General features: G+C 71.1%; 18 protein-coding genes. 5 read left to right on the top strand and 13 right to left on the bottom strand.

Features of this window, described 5'->3' with window-relative positions:
• Positions 1-7 precede the first annotated feature (7 nt).
• The 4 genes from ACWIHY_RS00300 to ACWIHY_RS00285 are packed head-to-tail and all read right to left on the bottom strand — an operon-like array spanning position 8 to position 6,103.
• Positions 8-1,945 carry an IucA/IucC family protein gene (locus ACWIHY_RS00300; protein ID WP_454373304.1) on the bottom strand — a complete coding sequence of 646 codons (1,938 nt, stop codon included), beginning with the start codon at positions 1,943-1,945 and terminating at the stop codon, positions 8-10.
• Positions 1,946-2,004: 59 nt separating this feature from the next.
• Positions 2,005-2,730, bottom strand: coding sequence for a GNAT family N-acetyltransferase (locus ACWIHY_RS00295; RefSeq protein ID WP_454373303.1), 726 nt, complete (start codon positions 2,728-2,730; stop codon positions 2,005-2,007).
• Between the two features lie 39 nt (positions 2,731-2,769).
• Positions 2,770-4,692, bottom strand: a complete 1,923-nt coding sequence (locus tag ACWIHY_RS00290) for an IucA/IucC family protein (protein WP_454373302.1) — start codon at positions 4,690-4,692, stop codon at positions 2,770-2,772.
• A gap of 31 nt (positions 4,693-4,723) precedes the next feature.
• Entirely contained in the window at positions 4,724-6,103 is a 1,380-nt protein-coding gene (locus ACWIHY_RS00285) for a diaminobutyrate--2-oxoglutarate transaminase (RefSeq protein WP_454373301.1), read from the bottom strand.
• A 324-nt stretch (positions 6,104-6,427) separates the two neighbouring features.
• Here ACWIHY_RS00285 and ACWIHY_RS00280 point away from each other — a divergent pair, with 324 nt between their 5' ends.
• Positions 6,428-7,651: a trypsin-like serine peptidase gene (locus ACWIHY_RS00280; RefSeq protein WP_454373300.1), complete on the top strand. Its 1,224-nt coding sequence runs from the start codon at positions 6,428-6,430 to the stop codon at positions 7,649-7,651.
• A 146-nt stretch (positions 7,652-7,797) separates the two neighbouring features.
• Positions 7,798-8,964: a trypsin-like serine peptidase gene (locus tag ACWIHY_RS00275; protein WP_454373299.1), complete on the top strand. Its 1,167-nt coding sequence runs from the start codon at positions 7,798-7,800 to the stop codon at positions 8,962-8,964.
• A gap of 128 nt (positions 8,965-9,092) precedes the next feature.
• On the opposite strand, the gene hflX is transcribed toward ACWIHY_RS00275, so the two are convergent.
• The 6 genes from hflX to miaA all read right to left on the bottom strand — a co-directional run bounded on the left by hflX (position 9,093) and on the right by miaA (position 17,098).
• Positions 9,093-10,592: a GTPase HflX gene (gene hflX / locus ACWIHY_RS00270; protein ID WP_454373298.1), complete on the bottom strand. Its 1,500-nt coding sequence runs from the start codon at positions 10,590-10,592 to the stop codon at positions 9,093-9,095.
• A gap of 172 nt (positions 10,593-10,764) precedes the next feature.
• Entirely contained in the window at positions 10,765-12,309 is a 1,545-nt protein-coding gene (locus ACWIHY_RS00265) for a M1 family metallopeptidase (RefSeq protein WP_454373297.1), read from the bottom strand.
• A 77-nt stretch (positions 12,310-12,386) separates the two neighbouring features.
• On the bottom strand, positions 12,387-14,507 hold the full coding sequence (locus tag ACWIHY_RS00260; protein WP_454373296.1) for a RelA/SpoT family protein: 2,121 nt from the start codon (positions 14,505-14,507) through the stop codon (positions 12,387-12,389).
• Between the two features lie 186 nt (positions 14,508-14,693).
• Entirely contained in the window at positions 14,694-15,581 is an 888-nt protein-coding gene (dapF, locus tag ACWIHY_RS00255; protein WP_454373295.1) for a diaminopimelate epimerase, read from the bottom strand.
• Positions 15,582-15,615: 34 nt separating this feature from the next.
• Positions 15,616-16,053, bottom strand: coding sequence for a hypothetical protein (locus ACWIHY_RS00250; protein WP_454373837.1), 438 nt, complete (start codon positions 16,051-16,053; stop codon positions 15,616-15,618).
• Positions 16,054-16,159: 106 nt separating this feature from the next.
• Positions 16,160-17,098, bottom strand: a complete 939-nt coding sequence (gene miaA, locus ACWIHY_RS00245) for a tRNA (adenosine(37)-N6)-dimethylallyltransferase MiaA (protein WP_454373294.1) — start codon at positions 17,096-17,098, stop codon at positions 16,160-16,162.
• A 184-nt stretch (positions 17,099-17,282) separates the two neighbouring features.
• Between miaA and ACWIHY_RS00240 the strand changes: the two genes are divergently transcribed.
• Both ACWIHY_RS00240 and ACWIHY_RS00235 read left to right on the top strand, forming a co-directional pair.
• Positions 17,283-17,528, top strand: a complete 246-nt coding sequence (locus tag ACWIHY_RS00240; protein ID WP_454373293.1) for a hypothetical protein — start codon at positions 17,283-17,285, stop codon at positions 17,526-17,528.
• A 24-nt stretch (positions 17,529-17,552) separates the two neighbouring features.
• On the top strand, positions 17,553-17,825 hold the full coding sequence (locus tag ACWIHY_RS00235; RefSeq protein ID WP_454373292.1) for an antitoxin: 273 nt from the start codon (positions 17,553-17,555) through the stop codon (positions 17,823-17,825).
• Between the two features lie 103 nt (positions 17,826-17,928).
• Here the strand turns inward: ACWIHY_RS00235 and ACWIHY_RS00230 are convergent, their stop codons facing one another.
• Both ACWIHY_RS00230 and miaB read right to left on the bottom strand, forming a co-directional pair.
• Positions 17,929-18,663 (bottom strand): hypothetical protein, encoded by a 735-nt coding sequence (locus ACWIHY_RS00230; RefSeq protein ID WP_454373291.1) that lies wholly within the window; start codon positions 18,661-18,663, stop codon positions 17,929-17,931.
• A gap of 32 nt (positions 18,664-18,695) precedes the next feature.
• Entirely contained in the window at positions 18,696-20,180 is a 1,485-nt protein-coding gene (gene miaB, locus ACWIHY_RS00225; protein WP_454373290.1) for a tRNA (N6-isopentenyl adenosine(37)-C2)-methylthiotransferase MiaB, read from the bottom strand.
• A gap of 70 nt (positions 20,181-20,250) precedes the next feature.
• On the opposite strand from miaB, the gene ACWIHY_RS00220 reads away from it, so the two are divergent.
• Positions 20,251-21,246: a TAXI family TRAP transporter solute-binding subunit gene (locus ACWIHY_RS00220; RefSeq protein ID WP_454373289.1), complete on the top strand. Its 996-nt coding sequence runs from the start codon at positions 20,251-20,253 to the stop codon at positions 21,244-21,246.
• 47 nt (positions 21,247-21,293) lie between these two features.
• Here ACWIHY_RS00220 and ACWIHY_RS00215 read toward each other — a convergent pair whose 3' ends face one another.
• Positions 21,294-22,691: a sensor histidine kinase gene (locus tag ACWIHY_RS00215; protein ID WP_454373288.1), complete on the bottom strand. Its 1,398-nt coding sequence runs from the start codon at positions 22,689-22,691 to the stop codon at positions 21,294-21,296.
• Position 22,692: the final 1 nt, after the last annotated feature.

The following is a 22,692-nucleotide window of genomic DNA, read 5'->3' as shown; positions in this document are numbered from 1 at the left end:
GAGCGCATCAGGACAGGTGGAGGGGGTTCGGGACGGTGCCGTGCACTGCCGCGTGCGGGCGGTTGGGGCGGTCGCGATAGCCATCGAGGTGCAGACGATTGCGGTTCAGACAGAGGCGCTCGATTTGCGGGGTGAGAAGATCAAAAATCTCGTACCGGTCCTTGAGCTCGGGGAAGCGGGCCTGGTGCCGCAGAATTTCAGCCCGTACGAGTGACCAGAATTCGTTCTCGGGAACGTTCAGTTGTTCTTCGCACAGAGGCGCCAGATAGCGGAACACGCCGACGAACAGGCCGGAATGGATGAACTGTGTGAGGAAGGCGGGAGGCTCGGTCAGCAGAACCTCGCGCACGTCGTCGGGCATGGAGTCGTGCTCGGGCAGCGGCTGCGCGCTCACGTTCACGTCGTCCACGAAGTCCTTGATCGCCAGGCGGACCGGAATGTCGTGTTCGTCGAAGACGACGATGGCGTTCTCGCCGTGCGGGGAGAAGACAGTGCCGTAGCGGTACAGGAAGTGCAGCAGCGGGGGCAGCATCGCGGCGAAGAGGCGCCGGAGCCATACGGCGGGCGGCAGACCGGAGCGGGCCACGAGCTCCGCCGTGAAAGCGCGCCCCTCGGGGTCCGTGTGGAGCAGGGAAGCCAGCGTGCGGGCGCGCTCTCCCGGCGCCAGCCGGCCGGTGAGCGGCTCGCGCCAGATGGCGCCCAGCAACTCCTTGTACTGGTACGGGACCTCCGGGAGGCCGTCGTACAGGGGGTGCTCGACGGCGACGGAGGCGACCTCCCCCAGGAGGATCACGCCGCACTCGTCGCGCAGGAAGGGGTCGGCGTCCCGCAGTGCGTGCACCCAGGCGGTGACGGCCGGCGCTGCCAGCGTGCGCTCGGTGGGCAGTCCCCGCCAGACCAGCGTGTTGAGGACGGCGAGCGGCAGCTTGACCGTGTGCCGGTCGGGACGGCTCGTATTGAGGAACGTACGGATGGACTGCTGAGGCAGCCGTACGTCGCCGTCGCTGGGGAGCGGCACGATGGCGCCATGGGCTACGGCGGGTGCGAAGAGCGGCAGGACCACCTCCTCCCATTGCCACGGGTGCACGGGCAGGTAGAGGTACCGCTCGGGGTCCAGGCCGCGGGCGCGGAGCACTGCGGCGAACGACTCACGGGTGTCAACGTCGAGTTCACGTGCGTAGAGCCGCTCGGGCGTGGCGAGTAAGGGGACCCCTCGGTAGCCGGCGATGTCCGTGCTGACCGCGATCCAGGGGAGGGCGGCCGGTGTACGGGCTTCGGGGGCCCAGCGGGCGGTGTCGGTGGCGGAGAAGCCGAGGCGGCCCTTGTTGAGGACGAGCCAGGGGTGGCCGGTCTGGTGTCCTTCGAGTTCCGCGTATCCGAGGTCCGCAAGGCGCGCGGCGGAGATGGCGGTGTGGTCGAGGCGGGCGTCGGCGGCCAGGGTGGCGCTCAGCTCTCGGATGAGGTGGCCGAGGGTGGCGCCGTCGAGCGCGAGAAGGCGGCGGGCGAGGACCAGGAAGCGGAGGGGGTCGCCGAAGGGCCGGCCTCCGGCGCGGGCATCCCCGCCCGCACGGGCGTCGGCACCGGCTTCCGCTTCGACGTCGGCTGCCGCGTCGGCACGGGCTGCCGCGTCGGCGTCCGGATCAGCCTCTGCTGCCGCAGCTTCGTCGGGCTCGCGGAGTTCGATCGTGTCGGGGTTCACGCGCCAGCTGCCGTAGGCGCCGCGCTGCCCGCGGAAGGAGAGGGTGCCGCCGTCGTCGAGCGTGAGCGTGTGACGGTCACTGGCGGGCTGCGGGACTGGCTCGATGATCTCCTCGTACGCGAACTCGCCGAGCATCTTGGCGAGGAGGCGGCGAGCGGCCGGCTCCCAGGTGCCCGGCTTCAGCTCGGGCGGGGCGAGCAGCGGGAGCGAGTCCTCGAAGTCATGGGCGACGGCGGGCTTCGGCACGGGGACTCCTCGGGTGGAACCCATTCGGGGCGAGCGGTGTATGAGAAGTAGCGGGTCGTTCACAGCTGGTTTCGCAGGGCGCGGTCGCGGACCATGAGCGCGGCTCGCTTGTCGGGGAGGTCGAGTTCCGCGGAGAAGCGGAAGCCGGCCCCGAGGAAGGCTGACACGGAGGGGGTGTTGCGCAGTGCTGGTTCGGCGACGACACGTGCACAGGCGGGACGATGGTCGAGTACGACGTCGGCCACGGCTCTGAGGAGGGTGGTGCCGAGGCCGCGGCCACGGTCGGCGACGCCACCGACGAGGAGGTGAATGCCGGTGTCGTTCGGGCGGGCCGGGTAGTGGCGGGCCAGCGGGTCGAGGTCGGCGCGGTAGATCTCCCAGTAGCTCATGGGTACGCCGGCCAGTACGCCGAGGCAGGGCGCGCTGCGGCCGTCACCGTCGAGCTGGGTGCGCAGATGGTCGGCGGTGACGTCCTCCGGGCCTGCGAGTTCCCAGAACGCGGCGACGGCCGGATCGTTCATCCACCGGCTGACGAGCGGCACGTCGCGCTCGATGCGTACGGGAACGAGCTGGAAGAGGCCGGCGGAGGTGCTGAAGGGTCCCCAGTCGGCGGGGGCGTCGAGGAGGCCGCCGCCGACGGGCCCGGGGGCGGCCGCCGGCGAGTCGTCACCGAGCAGCGCGACGAGCTCGTCGGTCAGCCGCAGATCGAGGGTGTCCTCGGTGCTGGATCCGGCGCGGGGAGCGGAGTTGGTTCCTGCGTCGGTGCTCGCATCGGTGGGAGGCACGGCGACGCTCCTCTCAGCAGTTCGGGTGGGCACGTGCCTTCAGGTACGGAGGGGGTTGGCGATGGTGACGTAGACGGACTGGGTGTCGACCGGGCCTTCGAGCTCGTCGAGGCCGTGCAGCCGGGTGAGGAGGTTGGCCTTGCAGCGCAGGCTCGGGGTCTCCAACAGCTGTGCGGGCAGCGGGGAACCGAGGCCGGTGTTCTTCCCCAGGAACTGGCGGAAGGCCGCGATCAGGACGCGTTCGTCGGCGAGCCGCTGGGCACCGAATGCTCCGATCAGGCCGAAGACGTTGTTGATGGCGAGGTAGTAGGCGAAGCGTTCGTCGGTCACGGCGTCGGTGACGAAGGTGTCGCTGGTCGCGCCGATGCCGGGAAGCCGGCGCTCGAGCCGGTCGCGGTGGGATTCGCGGAAGTAGTAGCCCTGGTTGTCGCGGTAGCGGCCGCCGACAGGCCAGCCGTCGGGGTCGAGGAGGACCAGGGTGTTCTGCTGATGGGCTTCCAGCGCGACGCCTGCCGTGCCGTCCAGCCAGAGCACCGGGCGTACGACGTGGTCGAGGTAGCGCAGGAACCACTCGGCGGCGACGGCTCCGGTGGGCCGGCCGGTCCGTGCGGCGAGCCGGGCGACGACATCGGCGAGGCGGGAGCGCATGCCGGTGCGACCGGGCCAGGGACGTGGGGCGGTGAGGCCTGCGATGCAGACGGCGTCGTCGCCGGGGCCGAACGGGTTGTGGCGCAGCAGGGCGTCGAGACCGGGGACCGGCTGGCCGTCCGTCGTGTTCACGGCGAGCCATGCCGGGTCGCGGACGATGTCGAAGCCGGGGTGGGCGGACTGCCATTCCTCGGCGAGCCCGCCGCGCAGCAGCCGGTGGACCTCGACGCCGCGGTGGAGTTCCTTGCGGAGGTTTTCCCGACGGGAGTTGGTGATGCGTACGCCGAGCGACAGCTTGAGCATGGCGGGCGAACCGGGACGGTGCACGGTACGGACGGAGGAGGTGGGGTGCCACGGAGCGCCGTGAGGGCCGAGGTCGTGGAGGAGGCCCTGATCCAGGAGCGCCGCGACGGCAGGCCGGTGCTTGAGCTCGCGGGCCTGCCACGGGTGCAGCGGCAGAGGAACGGTGTGGTCGGGCAGACGGAGTCCGTCGGCCAGCCGGACGACAAGCTGCTCGACGGAGACGGTGCGGCCGCGTTCCGTCCAGGCCGAATCCCCGGCCAGTACGGACCGGTCGGCAGCCATCCAGTGCAGCGGGAAGCAGCCGTGCAACTCGGGTGAGTAAAGGAGCGCTTCGGCCTCGGAGAGTCCCTCGCGGCTCTTGGGCGTGGGGTGCAGCGGATGCCCGAGGAGAAGGGACTGTTCCGCGCTGAGGAACAGGTCCGCCTCTTGGGCGGGGCCGGGGTACCTGCGCCGCTCGGTGATGAACCGCGCGGTGCGCCGGACGGAGTCGGCGACCCGCCCGACCATGTCCGCTCCTTCACGCTGCCCCGCCTCCCGGCCGAGGAGCGCGGCGACCGTGACGGCGTCGGCGGGCGGCGCGCCCTGCGGCCCGCCTTCCAGGGCGGGCATGCCGAAGCGGTGCCATCCGGTGGCCGACCAGTAGCGGACGGGGACGAGGAGCGCGGTGCCGCTGGCGTCGAGCGGGATGCGGAGGGTCGGCCCCAGGGGCTGGGCGAGGTCGCTCTCCCGGACCCAGCAGCGCAGCAGGTTCTCGACGGCGGCCGCTTCCGCCGCCGTACGGGGATCGGGGTGGTCGAGCAGGTCCGGGACGGCGCCGGGATCCGCGCCCGCTGTCTGCGGGCAGGCACCCGGTCCCGGCGTGCGCGGCTCCCCATGGGCGCCGCTGCCCTTCTGCCGGGGCACCTTGGCCTCGTCGACGACGAGGCGGCCGTGTGTACCGCCCTGTCCCCGGTCGTGGGCGGTGGGACGGTCTTCGGCCTCGGACGCATCGGATGCGGGAGTGGGATTCACGGAGGGTCTTCCTTGGGGACGAGGTCCGGGGTCAGTGCGAGGGCCCGGCCGATTGCCGGGAGTACGGAGAGCGTTCGGCGGCCGACAGGGCGTCGGCCAGACGGTCGAGGACCGCCGTGGCCTGTTCATCGGTGAGAGTGAGTGGAGGCAGCAGACGTACGACGGCGGAGTGACGCCCGCCGAGCTCGACGATGAGTCCGCGCTCCAGGCACTCCTGCTGGACGGCGGCGGCCAGAGCGGGCGCAGGCGGGGGAACGCCCGTCGACGTACGGCTGTCGGCGTCGGGGTCCACGAGTTCCACGCCGATCATCAGCCCCCGGCCGCGTACGTTGCCGATGCAGGGGTGACCGGCGGCCAGCCCCTGCAACTGACCCATCATCCGCGCGCCGAGTACGGCGGCGCGCTCGGCGAGCCGGTTCTCGCGTACGTACGCCAACGTGGCGGCACCCGCCGCCATGGCGAGCTGATTGCCGCGGAACGTGCCGGCGTGCGCGCCCGGCTCCCAGGCGTCGAGGTCGGCCCGGTAGACCACCACGGCCAGCGGGAGGCTGCCGCCGATGGCCTTGGACAGGACCATCACATCGGGCACGATGCCGCTGTGTTCGACCGCCCAGAAGGTGCCGGTCCTGCCGACGCCGGTCTGCACCTCGTCGGCGATCAGCGGAATGGATCGGTCCGCCGTGATCCGGCGCATCCGCCGCATCCAGTCGTCGGGTGCGGGGATCACCCCGCCCTCCCCCTGCACCGGTTCGAGGATCATCCCGGCGGGCGACGCCACCCCGCTCTTGGGGTCGTCGAGGAGGTTCTCGGTCCAGCGGGCGGAGAGTTCGGCGCCGCGTTCGCCGCCGACACCGAAGGGGCACCGGTAGTCGTACGGGTAGGCCAGGCGCGTCACCCGTACGTCCGGCGCGCCGCCCGAGGCGTCGAGGGCACCCGCGGTCATGCCGTGGTACGCCCCGGTGAAGGCCAGCAGTCCGCTGCGCCCGGTGGCCGTGCGGACGAGCTTGAGCGCGGCCTCGACCGCGTCCGTACCGGCCGGGCCGCAGAACTGCACCCGCGCGTTGTCGGCGAGCCCGCGCGGGAGCGTCGCGAACAGCTCAGTGATGAACGCGTCCTTGACGGGGGTCGCGAGGTCCAGCACATGGAGCGGTGCCCCGGAGTCGAGGACCTTCTTGATGGCTTCCAGGACCACGGGGTGGTTGTGACCGAGCGCCAGCGTCCCGGCGCCCGACAGACAGTCGAGGTAGCGCCGCCCGTCGGCGCCCTCGATCGTGAGCCCCCGCGCGCGTACGGGGACGATGGGCAGCGACCGCGCATAGGTGCGGGCTGAGGATTCGCGCAGCGACTGGCGCCGCAGGATCCCCTCGTGCGCGGCGCTCAGCACCGCAGCTGCAGGTTCGGTCACGGCCACGTCTGTTGGTCCTCCCGCGGTGAAGCGTGCGTCGCTCGCAGTTGTACGTACGTCCGTGCCCGTCAGGGCAGAACGCCGCCCCCGCGTCCCCCGTACGTACCAACGACGGTGGCGCCGGAGGATCACGGGCAATAAGAAGATCCTTACGTCCGGGGAACCGCGCCCCTGCCGCGCGCCGTCCCCATCGGCACCGGCATAGTGGGGACCGCGCGCTCCGGCCCAAAGCTCCGCCGCCGGGGTGCGTAACGTGTGCAGACTGCGCAGAGTTCGCATAGTTCGCCGAGTTCGCTGAAGAAGATTTCGAAGTCCCAGGGGGATCAAGACATGCGACCCATTCGCCCGACCATCGCAGCACGTGGCGGGAGGAGCGCGCGTCGCCGAACCTCCCCCGCACTCGCCGCTGTCGGCCTTGCCGCCGCCCTCGCCCTGACCGCCACCGCCTGCGGTCCGAGCGAGGACAACGCCGGCGGGGAGCCGAGCGCCTCCGCCAGCCAGGGCACCGACGGCAAGATCGTCATCCCCGACGACCTGAAGGACCGGCTCAAGGAGCACGGCGTCGACCTGGACAAGTGGAAGGGCGGCGCCTGGAAGGACTGGAGCAGGGACGACTGGCTCCGCGAGGCCGAGGACTACATCAACCCGATCATCGAGGACCTCTGGGACGCGGACCGGATGCGGGACGCCGAGGAGCCCGACACGCCGGTGGACAACGACATCTCCGGCGACGAGGGCGTCACCGACCCGACACCCGCGCCCGTCCAGGCGTTGCCGGTGAAGACCCCGTACACCAAGAGCACTCCCGAAGCCGGGAAGCTCTTCTTCGACGGCCCCGAGGGTTCGATGGTCTGCTCCGCGACCGTCGTCAAGGACCCGGCGCACCCCGGAAAGTCCAACATGGTGTGGACGGCCGGCCACTGCGTGCACGCCGGCAAGAAGGGCGGCTGGTACCGCAACATCGCCTTCGTCCCGTCCTACAACGACACCGGCAAGTCGGCCGCCGAGCTCGACGGCGCCCCCAAGAACGAGAAGGAAATCACCCCGCACGGCGTGTGGTGGGGCGACTGGGCGCAGACGTCCTCGCAGTGGATCGCCCAGGGCGGGCCGACCGGCGGCGAAGGCGCTCCGTACGACTTCGCGGTGCTGCACGTCACCCCGGAGAAGGGCAATGGCAAGTCGCTCGAGGAGACGGTCGGTTCAGCCCTTCCGGTGGAGTTCGACGCACCGGCCGCACCCGGGATCGCGAGCATGACGGCTACCGGTTACCCGGCCGCCCCGCCCTTCGACGGCCAGAAGCAGTTCCAGTGCTCCGACAAGCCGGGCCGCCTGTCCATCAAGCCCGGCGACCCGACGATGTACCGCATCGGCTGCACCATGACCGGTGGTTCGTCCGGCGGCGGCTGGGCGGCCACCGGCCGGGACGGCAAGCCCGCGCTGGTCTCGAACACCTCGATCGGCCCGGTGACGGCCGGCTGGCTGGCCGGTCCGCGCCTGGGCACCGAAGCCAAGGCGATCTACGACACGGTGAGCGGGAAGTTCGCCGACAAGTAGCGGTGACTGGCGGGTGACTGCTGGTCAGGGGCCCTCGGCGGGTGCGCCGGGGGCCCCTGACCTGCCTCTGGGCCCGCCGGAGGACCGACCTCACGCGTGACATGCTCAAGACATTATTTACGTGCTCTACAGGGGGACTCGTTTCCATGCGATCCATACGTCCGCTGCTCGCCGCCACCGGCATCGCGGCGGCCCTCGCGCTGACGGCCACCGCGTGCGGCCCGGGCGAGGACAAGGCCGTCGGCGGGGCCACCGCTTCCGCGCCCGCCGGGGGCGCGGAGGCCGCAATTCCGGCGGACCTCGCCGACCAGCTCAAGGACCACGGCGTCGACATCGACCAGTGGAAGGGCGGCGGCTGGAAGAACTGGGACAAGGAGGACTGGCTGCGCGAGGCCGAGGACTACGTCAACCCGGTCATCGAGGGTCTGTGGAAGCCCGAACGGATGCAGGCGGCGAAGGCCCCGTCCAAGACCATGGCCGCCGGTGACGCGTCAGGCGGCCAGGGCGTCTCCGATCCCGAGCCGCGCCCGGTCCGGGCCGAAGCGGAGAAGACCCCGTACCACGCCCACGCGGCCCCCGTCGGCAAGGTCTTCTTCGACTCCCCCGAGGGGTCGATGGTCTGCTCGGCGACCGTCGTCAAGGACCCGAGGAACCCGGGCAGGTCCAACCTGCTGTGGACGGCGGGGCACTGCGTCCACGCGGGGAAGGCCGGCGGCTGGTACCGCAACATCGCCTTCGTCCCCTCCTACAACGACCTCGGCAAGTCCGCGGCCGCGCTGAAGAACGCCCGGCACCAGGACATCTCCCCGTACGGCGTCTACTGGGCCGACTGGGTCTCGACCTCCAACGAGTGGATCCGGGACGGCGGCCCGACGGGCGGCGAGGGCGCCGCGTACGACTATGCAGTGATGCACGTGAAGCCCGAGAAAGGCGGCAAGTCGCTCGAGGAGACCGTGCGCAACGCCCTGCCGATCAGCTTCGACGTCCCCGAGACGGCGAAGGCCGGTGCGATGGGCGCCTGGGGCTACCCGGCCGCGCCGCCGTACAACGGTCTGATCATGCACAAGTGCGTGGACCGTCCGACCCGCCTGTCCATCAGCCCCGGTACGCCCACGATGCACCGGATCGGCTGCACCATGACCGGCGGTTCCTCCGGCGGCGGCTGGTTCGCCACTCAGCCGGACGGCAGGACTGCGCTGGTCTCCAACACCTCGATCGGCCCGGTCACTTCGGGCTGGCTGGCGGGCCCGCGCCTGGGCGCGGGCGCTGAGCAGGTCTTCACCGCCATGAGCGAGAAGTACGGCAGCAAGTAGCCGCCGCGGGCAGTGCCCCGAACGGCCCGAAGGCCCGCCCCTCGTCGTGAGGGACGGGCCTTCGGGCTTGCTCGGTGCCGGTACGGCTCCCGTACCGCTCCGATGGGGCCGCGGCCGGCGGCCGCGCGTCAGCGAGTCGCCGGCACGTACGGCGCCAGGTCCGCCGCCAGTTCCTCGTGCACCCGCACCTTGATCAGCGTGCCTTCCCCGGTGTGCTCCTCGGAGATCACCTCGCCGTCGGCGTGGGCGCGCGAGATAAGCCCGCCGTGCGTGTACGGCACGAGCGCCTCGATCTCGACCTCGGGCCGGGGCAGCTCGGAGTCGATCAGCGCCAGCAGTTCCGCCATGCCCGCGCCCGTACGGGCCGACACCGCGATCGCGTGACGCTCGATGCGCAGCAGCCGCTGCAGCACGACCGGGTCTGCCGCGTCCGCCTTGTTGATCACCACGACCTCGGGCACATTCAGCGCGCCGACATCACGGATCACTTCGCGTACGGCCGCCAGCTGCTCCTCCGGCGCCGGGTGCGAACCGTCCACCACGTGCAGGATCAGGTCGGCGTCACCGACCTCCTCCATGGTGGAGCGGAACGCCTCGACGAGGTGGTGCGGCAGATGCCGTACGAATCCGACCGTGTCGGCGAGCGTGTAGATCCGCCCGGTCGGTGTCTCCGCGCGGCGCACGGTCGGGTCGAGGGTGGCGAACAGGGCGTTCTCCACCAGCACGCCCGCGCCCGTAAGGCGGTTGAGCAGCGAGGACTTTCCGGCGTTCGTGTACCCGGCGATCGCGACCGAGGGCACCTTGTTGCGCTTGCGCTCCTGCCGCTTGATGTCGCGGCCGGTCTTCATCTCCGCAATCTCCCGGCGCATCTTCGCCATCTTCTCGCGGATCCGACGCCGGTCGGTCTCGATCTTGGTCTCACCGGGACCACGGGTGGCCATACCGCCGCCACCGCCGGAGCCTGCGCCGCCCATCTGCCGGGAGAGCGACTGACCCCAGCCGCGCAGCCGGGGCAGCATGTACTGCATCTGCGCGAGCGCGACCTGTGCCTTGCCCTCCCGGGACTTGGCGTGCTGGGCGAAGATGTCGAGGATCAGGGCGGTGCGGTCGACGACCTTGACCTTGACGACGTCCTCGAGGTGGATGAGCTGGCCGGGGCTGAGCTCACCGTCACAGACGACGGTGTCGGCACCGGTCTCGATCACGATGTCGCGCAGCTCGATCGCCTTGCCCGAGCCGATGTACGTGGCCGGGTCGGGCTTGTCACGACGCTGCACGACGCCGTCGAGCACCAGGGCGCCCGCGGTCTCCGCGAGAGCGGCCAGCTCCGCCAGTGAGTTCTCGGCGTCGAGCACGGTTCCGGAGGTCCAGACACCGACCAGCACCACGCGCTCCAGGCGCAGCTGCCGGTACTCGACCTCGGTTACGTCTTCGAGCTCTGTGGAGAGGCCCGCCACACGTCGCAGCGCGGCGCGGTCGGAGCGCTCGAACTGGTCGCCGTCCCGCTCCCCGTCGACTTCGTAGCTCCAGGCGACGTCCTCTTCCATCAGGGCATCGGCCCGAAGGCTCTCGGTCACGTTCTCCGTGAAGCTCTGTGCGTCTTTGGAAGCGGAAGAAGAGGAGGTCATTGGATCCTTACGTCGATAGAAAGTCGGTTGTATCGGTCACAACGCGTGACGTGGCCGGAAGATTCCCGAACTGTGCGGTGGCCCCCCGGTCCCGGCAGCGCCGACGACCCGTTGATAGTGGCACGGGCCGCCCCGGGCCGTCACTCCGGTTTATGCCCGCTTCCCGCGTCCCCTACCTCTCCCCGCGCCGCGCCGCCTTGGCTGTCGGCTCGGCCCCAGCCTTGCCCGACTCCTTCGCCTTGGTCGCCTTGGTGGCCTTGGCCGCCGTCTCACTGCGCCAGTCCGGGTGCCCGGGCATGGCCGGCGTCTTCTTCCCGTACAGCCACTCCTTGAAGAAGCCGGTCAGGTCCCGGCCCGCGATCTGCGACGCGAGGTTCGTGAAGTCGCCGGTCGTCGCGCTGGCGTCGCGGTAATCACTGACCCAGCGGCGCTCCAGCTGTCCGAAGGCCTCCTTGCCGATCTCCTGGCGCAGCGCGTACAGCACCAGGGCGCTGCCGTCGTAGACGACCGGCCTGAAGATGCTGATCTTCTTCCCCGGCACGGGACCGCGGGGAGCGGCGGGCGGGCCGCCCTGCGCCCGCATGGCGTCCGACTGCGCGTACGCCTGGCGCATCCGCTCCTTCAGCGGCCGCTTCGCGTGGTCCTCGGCGTACTGGGCCTCGTACCAGGTGGCGTGTCCTTCGTTGAGCCACAGGTCGGACCAGGAGCGCGGCGAGACGCTGTTGCCGAACCACTGGTGCGCCAGTTCGTGCACCATGATCGACTCGACGTACCAGGCGGGCAGATCGGAACGGGTGAACAGCGACCGCTCGAAGAGCGACAGCGTCTGCGTCTCCAACTCGAAGCCGGTGTCCGCGTCGGCGATGAGCAGCCCGTACGTCTCCAGCGGGTAGCGGCCGATCTGCCGCTCCATCCACTCCAGCTGCCCCGGCGTCTTCTTCAGCCACGGTTCGAGCCGCGCCCGGTCCGCGGTCGGCACGACGTCGCGTACGGGAAGACCGTTCGGCCCGTTCCTGTGCAGCACGGTCGACCGGCCGACTGAAACCTGGGCCAATTCGGTCGCCATGGGGTGGCTGGTCCGGTACGCCCAGGTGGTGCCGCCCGCCGTCTTCGCGGCCTTTCCCACGGGCAGCCCGTTGGCGACCGCTGTCATGCCCTTCGGCGCGGTGACACGGAACGTGAAGTACGCCTTGTCGGCCGGGTGGTCGTTGCACGGGAAGACGCGGTGCGCCGCGTCGGCCTGGTTCGCCATGGCGAGGCCGTCGCGCGTACGCACCCAGCCGCCGTCCGCGCCCTTCTTGGGACTGGGATCGCTCGTGTGCCGGACAGTGATCCGCAGCGGCCATCCCTGGTCCACCGGCTCCTCCGGCGTGACGATCAGGTCCTCGCCCGCCGTCGCGAAATCCGCCCGCTCGCCGTTCACCTCGACCGACGCGACGGTGCCGCGCGAGAAGTCGAGATTGACGCGGTCGAGCCGCTCCGTGGCCAGCGCGTCGATCTTCGTGACGGAGTCCAGGGGCTTGCTGTTGCTCCCGCCGTACGTGAAGGAGATGTCGTACTCGAGAACGTCGTATCCGGGGTTCCCCAGGTGCGGGAAGAGCGGATCGCCGATACCGAGCGCCACGGGTGGCACGGGGGCGGGCACGGTCGCGGCGACGAGGGTGGCCGATGCGGCGGCCAGCAGGGCGGCACGCAGGCGCCGGGAGGTGAGCAGCATGGACCACCGCTATCAGGGACCGACCGGGCCACCGGGACGGCTCGCGCTGCACCCACTCGAAAGAGCGGTGCGTTCGATCAGGCGGTGGCGGGATGCTGGGCGCGGCTCACGTCGTACACCCCGGGTACCTCGCGCATCGCGCGCATCAGCGCGGGGAGCCCGGCGGCGTCGGGCAGCTGGAGCGTGTACGTGTGCCGTACGCGCTGCTCGCTCGGCGGTTCCACGGTGGCCGAGACGACCGCCGCGCCCGCGGTGGCGATGGCCTCCGTCAGGTCGGCGAGAAGCCTCGGGCGGCCGAAGGACTCGGCGACCAGGGTGACCCGGCAGTCGCCGCTGGCCAGCCAGCGCACGCCCACGGGCTCGCGCCCGTGCGCCCGCATCCGGCCCACCGCGGGGCACTCCTCGCGGTGCACGGTGACGGCGCCGCCGCGTACGGCGAAGCCGGTGACGGCGTCCGGCGGCACCGGCGTACAGCAGCCGGCGAGGCGTACGGTCGCGTCCGGCAGGTCCACGACGGCGTTGCCGGCGACCCGGCGCACCAGGGTGTCGATGCCGGGCGCCGAGGCGCCGGCCCCTCCCCCGGGTCTGGGCTCCGGCGGCCGGCCCACGCCTCCTTGCGGGACGGGGACCTCGTCCTGGTGGGAGGAGAGCCAGCCGCTGATGGCGATGCGCGCGGCGGGCGTACGGGCGTGGTCGAGCCACTCGGGCAGTGGCCCTGAGCCGATGTCGTGGGCGAGGAGCAACTGCACCGTGTCGCCGTCGCTGAGCACCGTGCTGAGCGTCGCCAGACGCCCGTTGACGCGTGCGCCGATGCAGCGGTGCGCCGCCTCGCCGTACTGCGCGTACGCGGCGTCCACACAGCTCGCGCCGGCCGGCAGGCCCAGCGTGCCGCCGTCCGAGCGGAACACGGTGATCTCCCGGTCCTGGGCGAGGTCCGCGCGCAGCGACGTCCAGAAGGTGTCGGGGTCCGGTGTGGACTCCTGCCATTCCAGCAGCCGGGAGAGCCAGCCGGGCCTGGTGGGGTCGGCCCGCTCGCCCTCCTCGGGCGCCTCGGCGCCGTCGGTCGGGGTGTACGGGTTGCCCAGGGCGACGACGCCCGCCTCGGCGACCTTGTGCATCTGGTGCGTACGGATGAGGATTTCGGCCACCTCGCCGTCCGGGCTCGCGACGGCCGTGTGCAGCGACTGGTAGAGGTTGAATTTGGGCGCCGCGATGAAGTCTTTGAACTCCGAGATCACCGGCGTGAAGCAGGTGTGCAGTTCGCCCAGTACGCCGTAGCAGTCGGCGTCCTCCCCGACGAGCACCAGCAGGCGTCCGAAGTCCGTGCCGCGCAGTTCGCCGCGTTTGAGCCTGACCCGGTGCACGGAGACGAAGTGCCGCGGCCTGACCAGGACTTCGGCGGCCAGGCCCGCTTCCCGCAGCACCTTCCTGACGTCCTCCGCGATGGCGTTCAGGGGGTCGCCCGCGCTCGCGTCCGCCGCGATGAGGGCGCGCGTGCGCTCATACTCCTCGGGGTGCAGGATCGCGAAGACCAGGTCCTCCAGCTCGGTCTTGAGGGCCTGTACGCCGAGCCGTTCCGCCAGCGGGATCAGGACGTCGCGGGTGACTTTGGCGATCCGGGCCTGCTTCTCGGGGCGCATCACCGTGAGGGTGCGCATGTTGTGCAGCCGGTCGGCGAGTTTGATCGACATGACCCGGACGTCGTTGCCGGTGGCGACGAGCATCTTGCGGAAGGTCTCGGGTTCGGCAGCGGCGCCGTAGTCGACCTTCTCGAGTTTCGTCACTCCGTCGACGAGGAAACAGACCTCCTCGCCGAACTCCGAGCGCACCTGGTCGAGCGTCACTTCGGTGTCCTCGACGGTGTCGTGCAGGAGCGCCGCGGTCAACGTCGTGGTCTCGGCCCCGAGTTCGGCGAGGATCAGCGTCACGGCCAGCGGGTGCGTGATGTACGGCTCGCCGCTCTTGCGCATCTGTCCCCGGTGCGAGGACTCGGCCAGTACGTACGCCCTGTGCAGGATGGTGAGGTCCGCGTCGGGGTGGTGGGCGCGGTGGGCGTCCGCGACGTGGCCGATCGCGTCGGGCAGCCGGTCGCGCGACGTGGGGCCGAGCAGTGCGACCCGGCCGATCCTGCGGAGATCGAGCCTGGTGCGGCCACGCCTGCGACTGGCGGCACCTGGGTTGGCGGCCTCTGCACTCATGGGGCACCTCCGGCAGCTTCGACCGGCGGTGGACGGGTGGACCCACGTCCCGGCCGGTGCTTGATGCTACCGAGCCCACCACGCCGCGCAGTCCCGCTCTCGCTCAGCGTGAACCGGATCACCCATTCGAGCGAAGCTCCGTACGATGCCCGTTTCCTGCCGGCCGTATCGGCCGTGGGGGTGGAACTACTGGGCCGGACCGATCCAGTCCGCTTCGATGGTGCCCTCGGCGACGATCACGGCGGGCCCGGTCATCTCGACGGCCCCGTCGGGCCGCTCGGTGATCACCAGACGGCCGCCGGGGAGGTCCACGGTGTACGCCACGGGCTCGCCGGTGACGGCGGGATCGGCGCCGTCCCTGCGGGCCGCCGCGACGGCCACGGCGCAGGCGCCCGTGCCGCAGGAGCGGGTCTCGCCCGAGCCGCGCTCGTGCACCCGCATGGCGACGTGGCGCGGGCCTCGGTCGACGACGAACTCGACGTTGACGCCCTGGGGGTACGCGGAGGCGGGGCTGAAGGGCGGGGCGGTGAAGAGATCGCCGGCGTGTTCCAGGTCGTCGACGAATGCGACGGCGTGCGGGTTGCCCATGTTCACATTGCGGGCGGGCCATTCCCGGGCCCCCACGGAGACCGTGACGTCGCCCTCGGGGAGGGCGGCCCGGCCCATGGAGACGGTGATGTCGCCACTGTCGCCACCGGGCTGGGCCTTGGCGATGTGCACCTGCTTGACGCCGCCGCGGGTGGCGACGGCCAGGTCGCCCTCGCCGGCCAGGCCCGCGCGCTGGAGGTAGCGGGCGAAGACACGGACGCCGTTGCCGCACATCTCGGCGATCGAGCCGTCGGCGTTGCGGTAGTCCATGAACCACTCGGCCTCGCCGGCCATCGCACGGGCCTCGGGGTGCTCGGCGGACCGTACGACATGCAGCAGACCGTCGCCTCCGATGCCCGCCCTGCGGTCGCACAGTTTCGCGACGAGGGACGAGGGCAGGTCGACGGTGTTGTCCGGGTCGGGGACGATCACGAAGTCGTTCTCTGTCCCGTGGCCCTTGAGGAAGGCGATCTGCGAGGTGCTCACGGCGTCAATCGTACGGGGCGGGTACGACAGCAGGTCAGCGGAGGCGGGCCACGCGCCAGACGGCCAGCGCGACAAGCCCCGTGCCCAGAGCGACGTACAGCGCGATCAGCCGCCAGTCGGGGCGCTTGCCCGACTCCCTGGACGGCAGGCCCGGCCAGGTGTGTCCCACGCGGCGGGCGGCCATCATGCCCCAGCCGGCGGCGCAGCAGCTGATCAGCAGGCCCAGCATGGCGACGACCGCTCCACCGTCACCGAACTCGAACGCCAGGGGGAAGGCGAACATCAGCGAGCCCATGGCGGCGAGTCCCACGATCGGCGCGAGCTGCCAGATCCGCAGGCGCCGCTGCGGGCGCAGCTCGACCTCGACCTCGGGACCCGTCCCGGTCCCGGGTGTCCCGTCCTGGTCGTCCGGCCCGTCCGGGCTCAAACGGTCCGGTTCGTCCTGTGTGGTGTCACGAGGGCCGGCTTCCATCGCCACGCGCCCTCCCAACTTGGACTCACTGGTCGATCGAAGCTTGATGATGGCACGGGCCCGGGCACCCGAATGACGGGCGGAGCGTCCCGATGCCATCACGTGATCAGGCTGTAACCGCTCGTTCGACCAACGCCAGAGCGAGATGCGCGAGTTCCGCCCGGTCCTCGGCCGCGCCGCTCAGCCAGTGGACCCGCGGATCCCGGCGGAACCACGAGTCCTGGCGGCGCGCGAAGCGCTTGGTGGCGCGAACGGTCTCGGCGCGCGCCTCCTCCTCGGTGCACTCCCCCGCCCGCGCGGCCAGCACCTGCTGATAGCCCAGGGCGCGGGCCGCCGTGCGCCCCTCTCGGAGCCCCCGCGCCTCCAGCGTGCGCACCTCGTCCACGAGGCCCGCGTCCCACATACGGTCGACGCGCAGCGCGATGCGCTCGTCGAGCTCGGGGCGGGCGACGTCGACCCCGATCTGGACGGTGTCGTACACCGAGTCGGGGCCGGGCAGATTGGCGGTGAAAGGCTTGCCGGTGATTTCGATCACTTCGAGCGCGCGGACGATGCGCCGGCCGTTGCTCGGCAGGATCGCGCGCCCCGCGTCGGGGTCGGCGGCGGCGAGCCGAGCGTGCAGCGCCCCGGGGCCCCGGAGCTCCAGTTCCTCCTCCAGGCGGGCCCGTACGGCCGGGTCGGTGCCGGGGAACTCGAGGGCGTCGATGGCGCCCCGTACGTAGAGGCCGGAACCGCCGACGAGGACGGGTGTGCGGCCCTCGGCCAGCAGCCGGTCGATCTCCGCGCGGGCGAGCCGCTGGTACTCGGCGACGCTCGCCGCCTCGGTGACGTCCCAGATGTCCAGGAGGTGGTGCGGGACTCCGCCGCGCTCTTGCGGCGTCAGCTTGGCGGTGCCGATGTCCATCCCCCGGTAGAGCTGCATGGAGTCGGCGTTGACGACTTCCCCGCCGAAATGCTGGGCGAGGGCGACGCCCAGATCGGATTTTCCGGCTGCCGTGGGGCCGACAACGGCGATGACCCGCGGTGCGGGAGCTGCAGTTCTCACTCGCACAGTCTCGCAAACCCCACGGCTCCTCCCCGAACGAGTTACGTGACGGCACGCGGCCGGGTTCGTTGCCTGTTGCGAGGTTCCGACCGCCGGTTTCCGGACCGGTGCCCCCGGGCGACGCACAGAGACGCTCCGCTCGGGCGCGGGATTTCGCCCACACGAGTAAGGTTATGGAGCAGATATGGGCGTTTTTACATGGTTTAGCCGCAAGTCGAAGAGTGTCGCTGAGGCGTCAACCGACGAGGCGCAGGCCGCCACACCGACGGCCGACACTCCGGAGGAAGCCGCGGCGGAAGGGCCGGAAGGCGGGGACGAGAAGGCCTCCGAGGCTTCCGACGCCACCGCGGAGGAGAACGTGGACATCCCCAAGCAGCAGTCCGCGGACGAAGCGGCGGACAATGAGGCTGGAGAGAGCGCCCGCAAGTAGTCCCCCGAAGAGCGAAGGTGATCCATGGGTTTCCTGGATTCGTTGAAGGCCAAGCTTGCTCCCGCGAAGGACAAGGTCTCGCATCTCGCGCAGCAGCACGAGGGCAAGATCGAGCACGGTCTGAGCAAGGCCGCCAAGGCGGTCGACAGCAAGACCAAGGGCAAGTACAGCAGTCAGATCGAGTCGGGTTCGGGCAAGGCGAAGCACGCCCTGGACCGCATCGCGCACAAGGACGACGGGACCGGCGGAACCGGAGGCACCGGCGCCACGCCGCCGCCTCCCCCTCCGCCCGTCTGACGCGTGGTCTTCCGACACGTGGCCCTCTGATCGGCAGCAACGGTGGACGGCCGTGGAGCGCACATCGCTCCACGGCCGTCCCCGTGCGTCGTGGTGCGGTCCCTCAGGACCAGACGGCGACGAAGTACCCGACGCCGTAGGGGGCGTCCTCGTACAGCAGCTGTCCACCGAGACCGGCGCCCTGCGCGGCGCCCGCGAGGACCTGCCAGGGGGCCCGTCCCGCCGCCTTGAGTTCGTACGCAGCCTGCTCGTCCAGCGTCATCAGAGCGGCCGTGTCGGCCGCGCCCAGAGCACGCGCCGCCGCGGCGTCGAAGCCGTCGGCCCGTTCGTCCAGGTAGCCGGGCGCCTTGACCGTCCGGCAGGCACTGCCGTCGCCGAGTACGAGAAGGGCGACCCGCTCCGCCCGCGCGGCGAGTTCGCGGCCCTCCCCGGCGCACAGCGCGCCGGGCAGCCGTTCCCCGACATGGAGCCCTTCCACAGGGGCGTCCGCCCACTGCGTACGGGAGAGCAGCCAGGCACCCACGGCGAGCGGCTGGGGAAGCGCGCGTGCCGCGGCGCTTCCCGGGACGCCCGCCTCCGGCGGAACCGCCGCTCCGAGGAACACGCCGAAATCCACGCCGACGCCCTTGAAGCTGCCCGGGGCCCCCTGGGGGTACGTCCCGGTGCCGTCCTCGCCCGCGGAACCGACCACCACGAGCAGGTCGGGACGCGATGCGGCGAGCACCCCCAGAGCGTCCGCGCACGCGGCCCGTGCGGCGTCGAGTTCCGGTGCGGCACCGGAGGCGACCTCGGGGACCAGGAGCGGCGGACAGGGGCACACGGCGGCGGCGACAAGCATGCCCGGCAGCCTAGTACCCCTGCGGCATGCGCCTACTGGACGGAGCAGCCGCCCATGGCCGCCGGGAGCGGCTCCGGTACGCCGATCTTCGGCAGCCCCAGCAGAACGCCCGCGCCCTGCTTCGGCCCGGCGGTGCGCTTCTCCCAGGCGTCGCCCGAGCGGGTGCGGCGTACCGCCTTGGAGGGGCCCTCGGCCAGCAGGTGGTGCGGCGCGGCGTAGGTGATCTCCACCGTCACCACGTCGCCGGGACGTACGTCCTCGTCCGGTTTCGTGAAGTGGACGAGACGGTTGTCGGGGGCGCGTCCGGAGAGGCGGTGCGTGGCGCCGTCCTTGCGGCCCTCGCCCTCGGCGACCATGACGTCGACGGTCCGGCCGACCTGCTTCTTGTTCTCCTCCCAGGAGATCTCCTCCTGGAGGGCGACCAGACGCATGTAGCGCTCCTGGACGACCTCCTTGGGGATCTGGTTCTCCATGGTGGCGGCCGGCGTACCGGGGCGCTTGGAGTACTGGAAGGTGAAGGCCTGCGCGAAGCGCGCCTCGCGGACCGTGTGCATGGTCTGCTCGAAGTCGTCCTCGGTCTCGCCGGGGAAGCCCACGATGATGTCGGTGGAGATGGCCGCGTGCGGCATCGCCGCACGTACCTTCTCGATGATGCCGAGGAAGCGGTCCTGGCGGTACGAGCGACGCATCGCCTTGAGCACCGTGTCAGAGCCGGACTGGAGCGGCATGTGCAGCTGCGGCATGACGTTCGGCGTCTCGGCCATCGCGGCGATCACGTCGTCCGTGAAGTCGCGCGGGTGCGGCGAGGTGAAGCGCACACGCTCCAGGCCCTCGATCTTCCCGCAGGCGCGCAGCAGCTTGGAGAACGCCTCGCGGTCGCCGATGTCGGAGCCGTACGCGTTGACGTTCTGGCCGAGCAGGGTGATCTCGGAGACTCCCTCGGCCACCAGTGCCTCGATCTCGGCGAGGATGTCGCCGGTCCTGCGGTCCTTCTCCTTGCCGCGCAGCGCAGGGACGATGCAGAAGGTGCAGGTGTTGTTGCACCCGACGGAGATGGACACCCAGGCGGCGTACGCGCTCTCGCGGCGCGTCGGCAGCGTGGAGGGGAACGCCTCCAGCGACTCGGCGATCTCGACCTGCGCCTCTTCCTGGACGCGGGCACGCTCCAGCAGCACGGGCAGCTTGCCGATGTTGTGCGTACCGAAGACCACATCGACCCAGGGGGCCTTCTTGACGATGGTGTCGCGGTCCTTCTGCGCGAGGCAGCCGCCCACGGCGATCTGCATGCCCGGCCGCTTCGTCTTCATCGGGGCGAGCCTGCCGAGATTGCCGTACAGCTTGTTGTCGGCGTTCTCCCGCACCGCGCAGGTGTTGAAAACGACGACATCGGCGTCACCGTCGGCGCCCTCCGGCGCACGCACGTATCCCGCGCCCTCCAGGAGGCCCGAAAGCCGCTCGGAGTCGTGGACGTTCATCTGGCACCCGTAAGTGCGCACCTCGTATGTCTTCTCGCTCATCTCGTACACCAGGGTACGGGGCCGGGCACCCCCTGGTATCCGAGGGGAGTGAACTGGCAGGATCGCGCGCATGCACCATGCCCTCGCCCGCATCAGCCGCCGCCGCGCCCTCCAGGGGTTCGCCGCCGCCCTAGTGGTGTCCGGGCTGCTGCTGTGGTGGCTCCTGCCGATCGGGGAGCAGGCTCCGAGCGGGAAGATCACGTTCAGTACGGGAGTGAAGACCGGGGTCTACCAGCGCTACGGCGAGCTCCTCGACAAGGAGGTCGCCCGCGATCTCCCGGACGTCGGCATGGACCTTCGCTCGAGTGAGGGCTCGCGCCAGAACCTCGCGCGGCTGGTGAACGGCGATGCCGATTTCACCATCGCCACCGCGGACGCCGTCGCGCAGTACCAGCGGGACGGCCTGCCGGGGGCGTACCGGCTGCGCGGGTGCGCGCGACTGTACGACGACTACGTGCAGCTCGTCGTTCCGGAGCGTTCCAAGGTGCGGTCCGCGGCCGGTCTCCGGAACAAGCGGGTCGCCGTGGGACAGGACGGCTCGGGAGTACGCCTGGTCTCGAACCGGCTGCTCGAGGCAGCGGGGCTCGATCCCGACCGGGACATCACTCCCGTGTCCATCGGCATCGACACCATGCCCCAGCGTCTGGAGAAGGGCACGATCGACGCCTTCTTCTGGTCCGGCGGCCTGCCGACCACCGCGGTCAGGGATCTGTCCAAGCGCTTCGACATACGGCTCGTGCCCCTGGGCGATCTCGTCGACGAGCTGCACACGGAGGCCGGCCCGGCCCGCCACTACCGGTCCGCCGTGATGCCCGACGACGCGTATCCGGACATCCGGCCGAAGGCCGCCGTGCCGACGGTGGCGGTCGCCAATCTGCTGGTGACCACTGACGCCGCGGACGCGCGGCTGACCGAGGGGCTCACCCGTACGGTCATAGGGAGCCGGGACCGCATCGGCACGAAGGTGCACGCGGCCCAGCTGGTGGACCTGCGGACCGCCATCTACACGGATCCGCTGGAGCTGCACGAAGGTGCTCAGCGCTACTACCAGTCGGTCAAGCCGTAGCTGCTGACATGCCGTAGCTGTCATGCCGCAGCGGTATGCCGCAGCGGTCACGCCCTGGGCGCTGCGCGCGGGACCTTCACCGTCACACGCAGCCCATGGGGCTCGTTGCGGGCGTACGAGAGGGTGCCGCCGCCGGCGAGCAGCAGGGCCCGGGAAATGGACAGGCCGAGGCCCGAGCCCGTGACGTTCTGGTGGCGGTTGCTGCGCCAGAAGCGGTCGCCGATACGGTCCAGTTCGTCGTCGGTCAGGCCGGGGCCGCCGTCGGCGACCGAGACCGTGCAGGCGTCACCGTTCGACGCGACCGTCACCTCGACGTCCTCGCCGCCCGGTGTGAACTTCAGGGCGTTGTCGATCACCGCGTCGAGGGCGCTGGAGAGCGCCACGGGGTCACCCCAGGCGGCGACTGCCTCCGGGCCCTCCCGGGTGAGGTGGACCCCCTTGTCGTCCGCCAGGGGGCGCCAGGCGGCGACCCGCTCGGTGACCAGCTCGCCGATGTCGATGAGCTGGAGGTGCGCGGAGGCCTGCTCGGCCAGCGCCAGACCCAGGAGGCTGTCCAAGACCTGCGCGAGGCGCTTGCCCTCCGTCCGGACCGAGGCGATCTCCTCGTTGCCCTCGGGCAGCTCGAGGGAGAGGAGCTCGATCCGCAGGAGCAGGGCGGACAACGGGTTGCGCAGCTGGTGGGAGGCGTCGGCGACGAAGGCGCGCTGCTGCTCCAGCACTTCCTCGACGTTGTCGGCCATCTCGTTGAACGAACGGGCGAGCCGCCTGAGTTCGGGCGGGCCGCCGGCCGCCGCGACCCGTGAGTTCATCAGCCCCGTCGCGATGTCGTGAGTGGCCGCGTCCAGGACGCGTACGGGCCTGAGCACCCACCCGGTCAGCCGGAACGCGGCGCCCACCGCGACCAGCATCGCCGCGAACTCGCCCGCCGCGATCAGCAGCCAGCCCTGAAGGATCCGTGAACGCATCTGCCCGGTCGGCGAGTCGGTGACCACGACCGCGACCACGTCGCCGTCCCGCACCACCGGTGAGGCGACGACGAGCCGTCCCTCCTGCCAGGGCCATACCTGAGCGGGATCGTGGCTGCGGCGCTTGCGGAGCGCTTCCTCGAAGGCCTCCAGCCCCTCACCGCTCGCGGGAACGGCCCAGTTCTCGGGGGCGCTCGCCATGGCGAACTTGTCGTGGTAGAACACGCCCGCATTGATCCCGTACACGTCGCTGTAGCTGGCGAGTTCGATCTCCAGGGTCCTGCGGCGCTCGTCCTGGCCGCTCTCCCACCGTTCGGTGACGAACTGCGCGAGCGCGGCGAAGCGCGCCGTGTCGTCGATCCGGTCGACGACCACCCGCTGCTGCTCGGCGGCGGCGACACTCACCGCGAGGGGGAAGCCCAGCGCGAGCAGGATGCCCGCGAGCAGGACGATGAGCAGGGGGAGGAGGCGGGTACGCACG

It is taken from the genome of Streptomyces sp. NPDC055287 (assembly GCF_053646035.1).
Note: the sequence above shows the minus strand (reverse complement) of the source record. Positions and strands in the feature narration are given on the sequence as shown.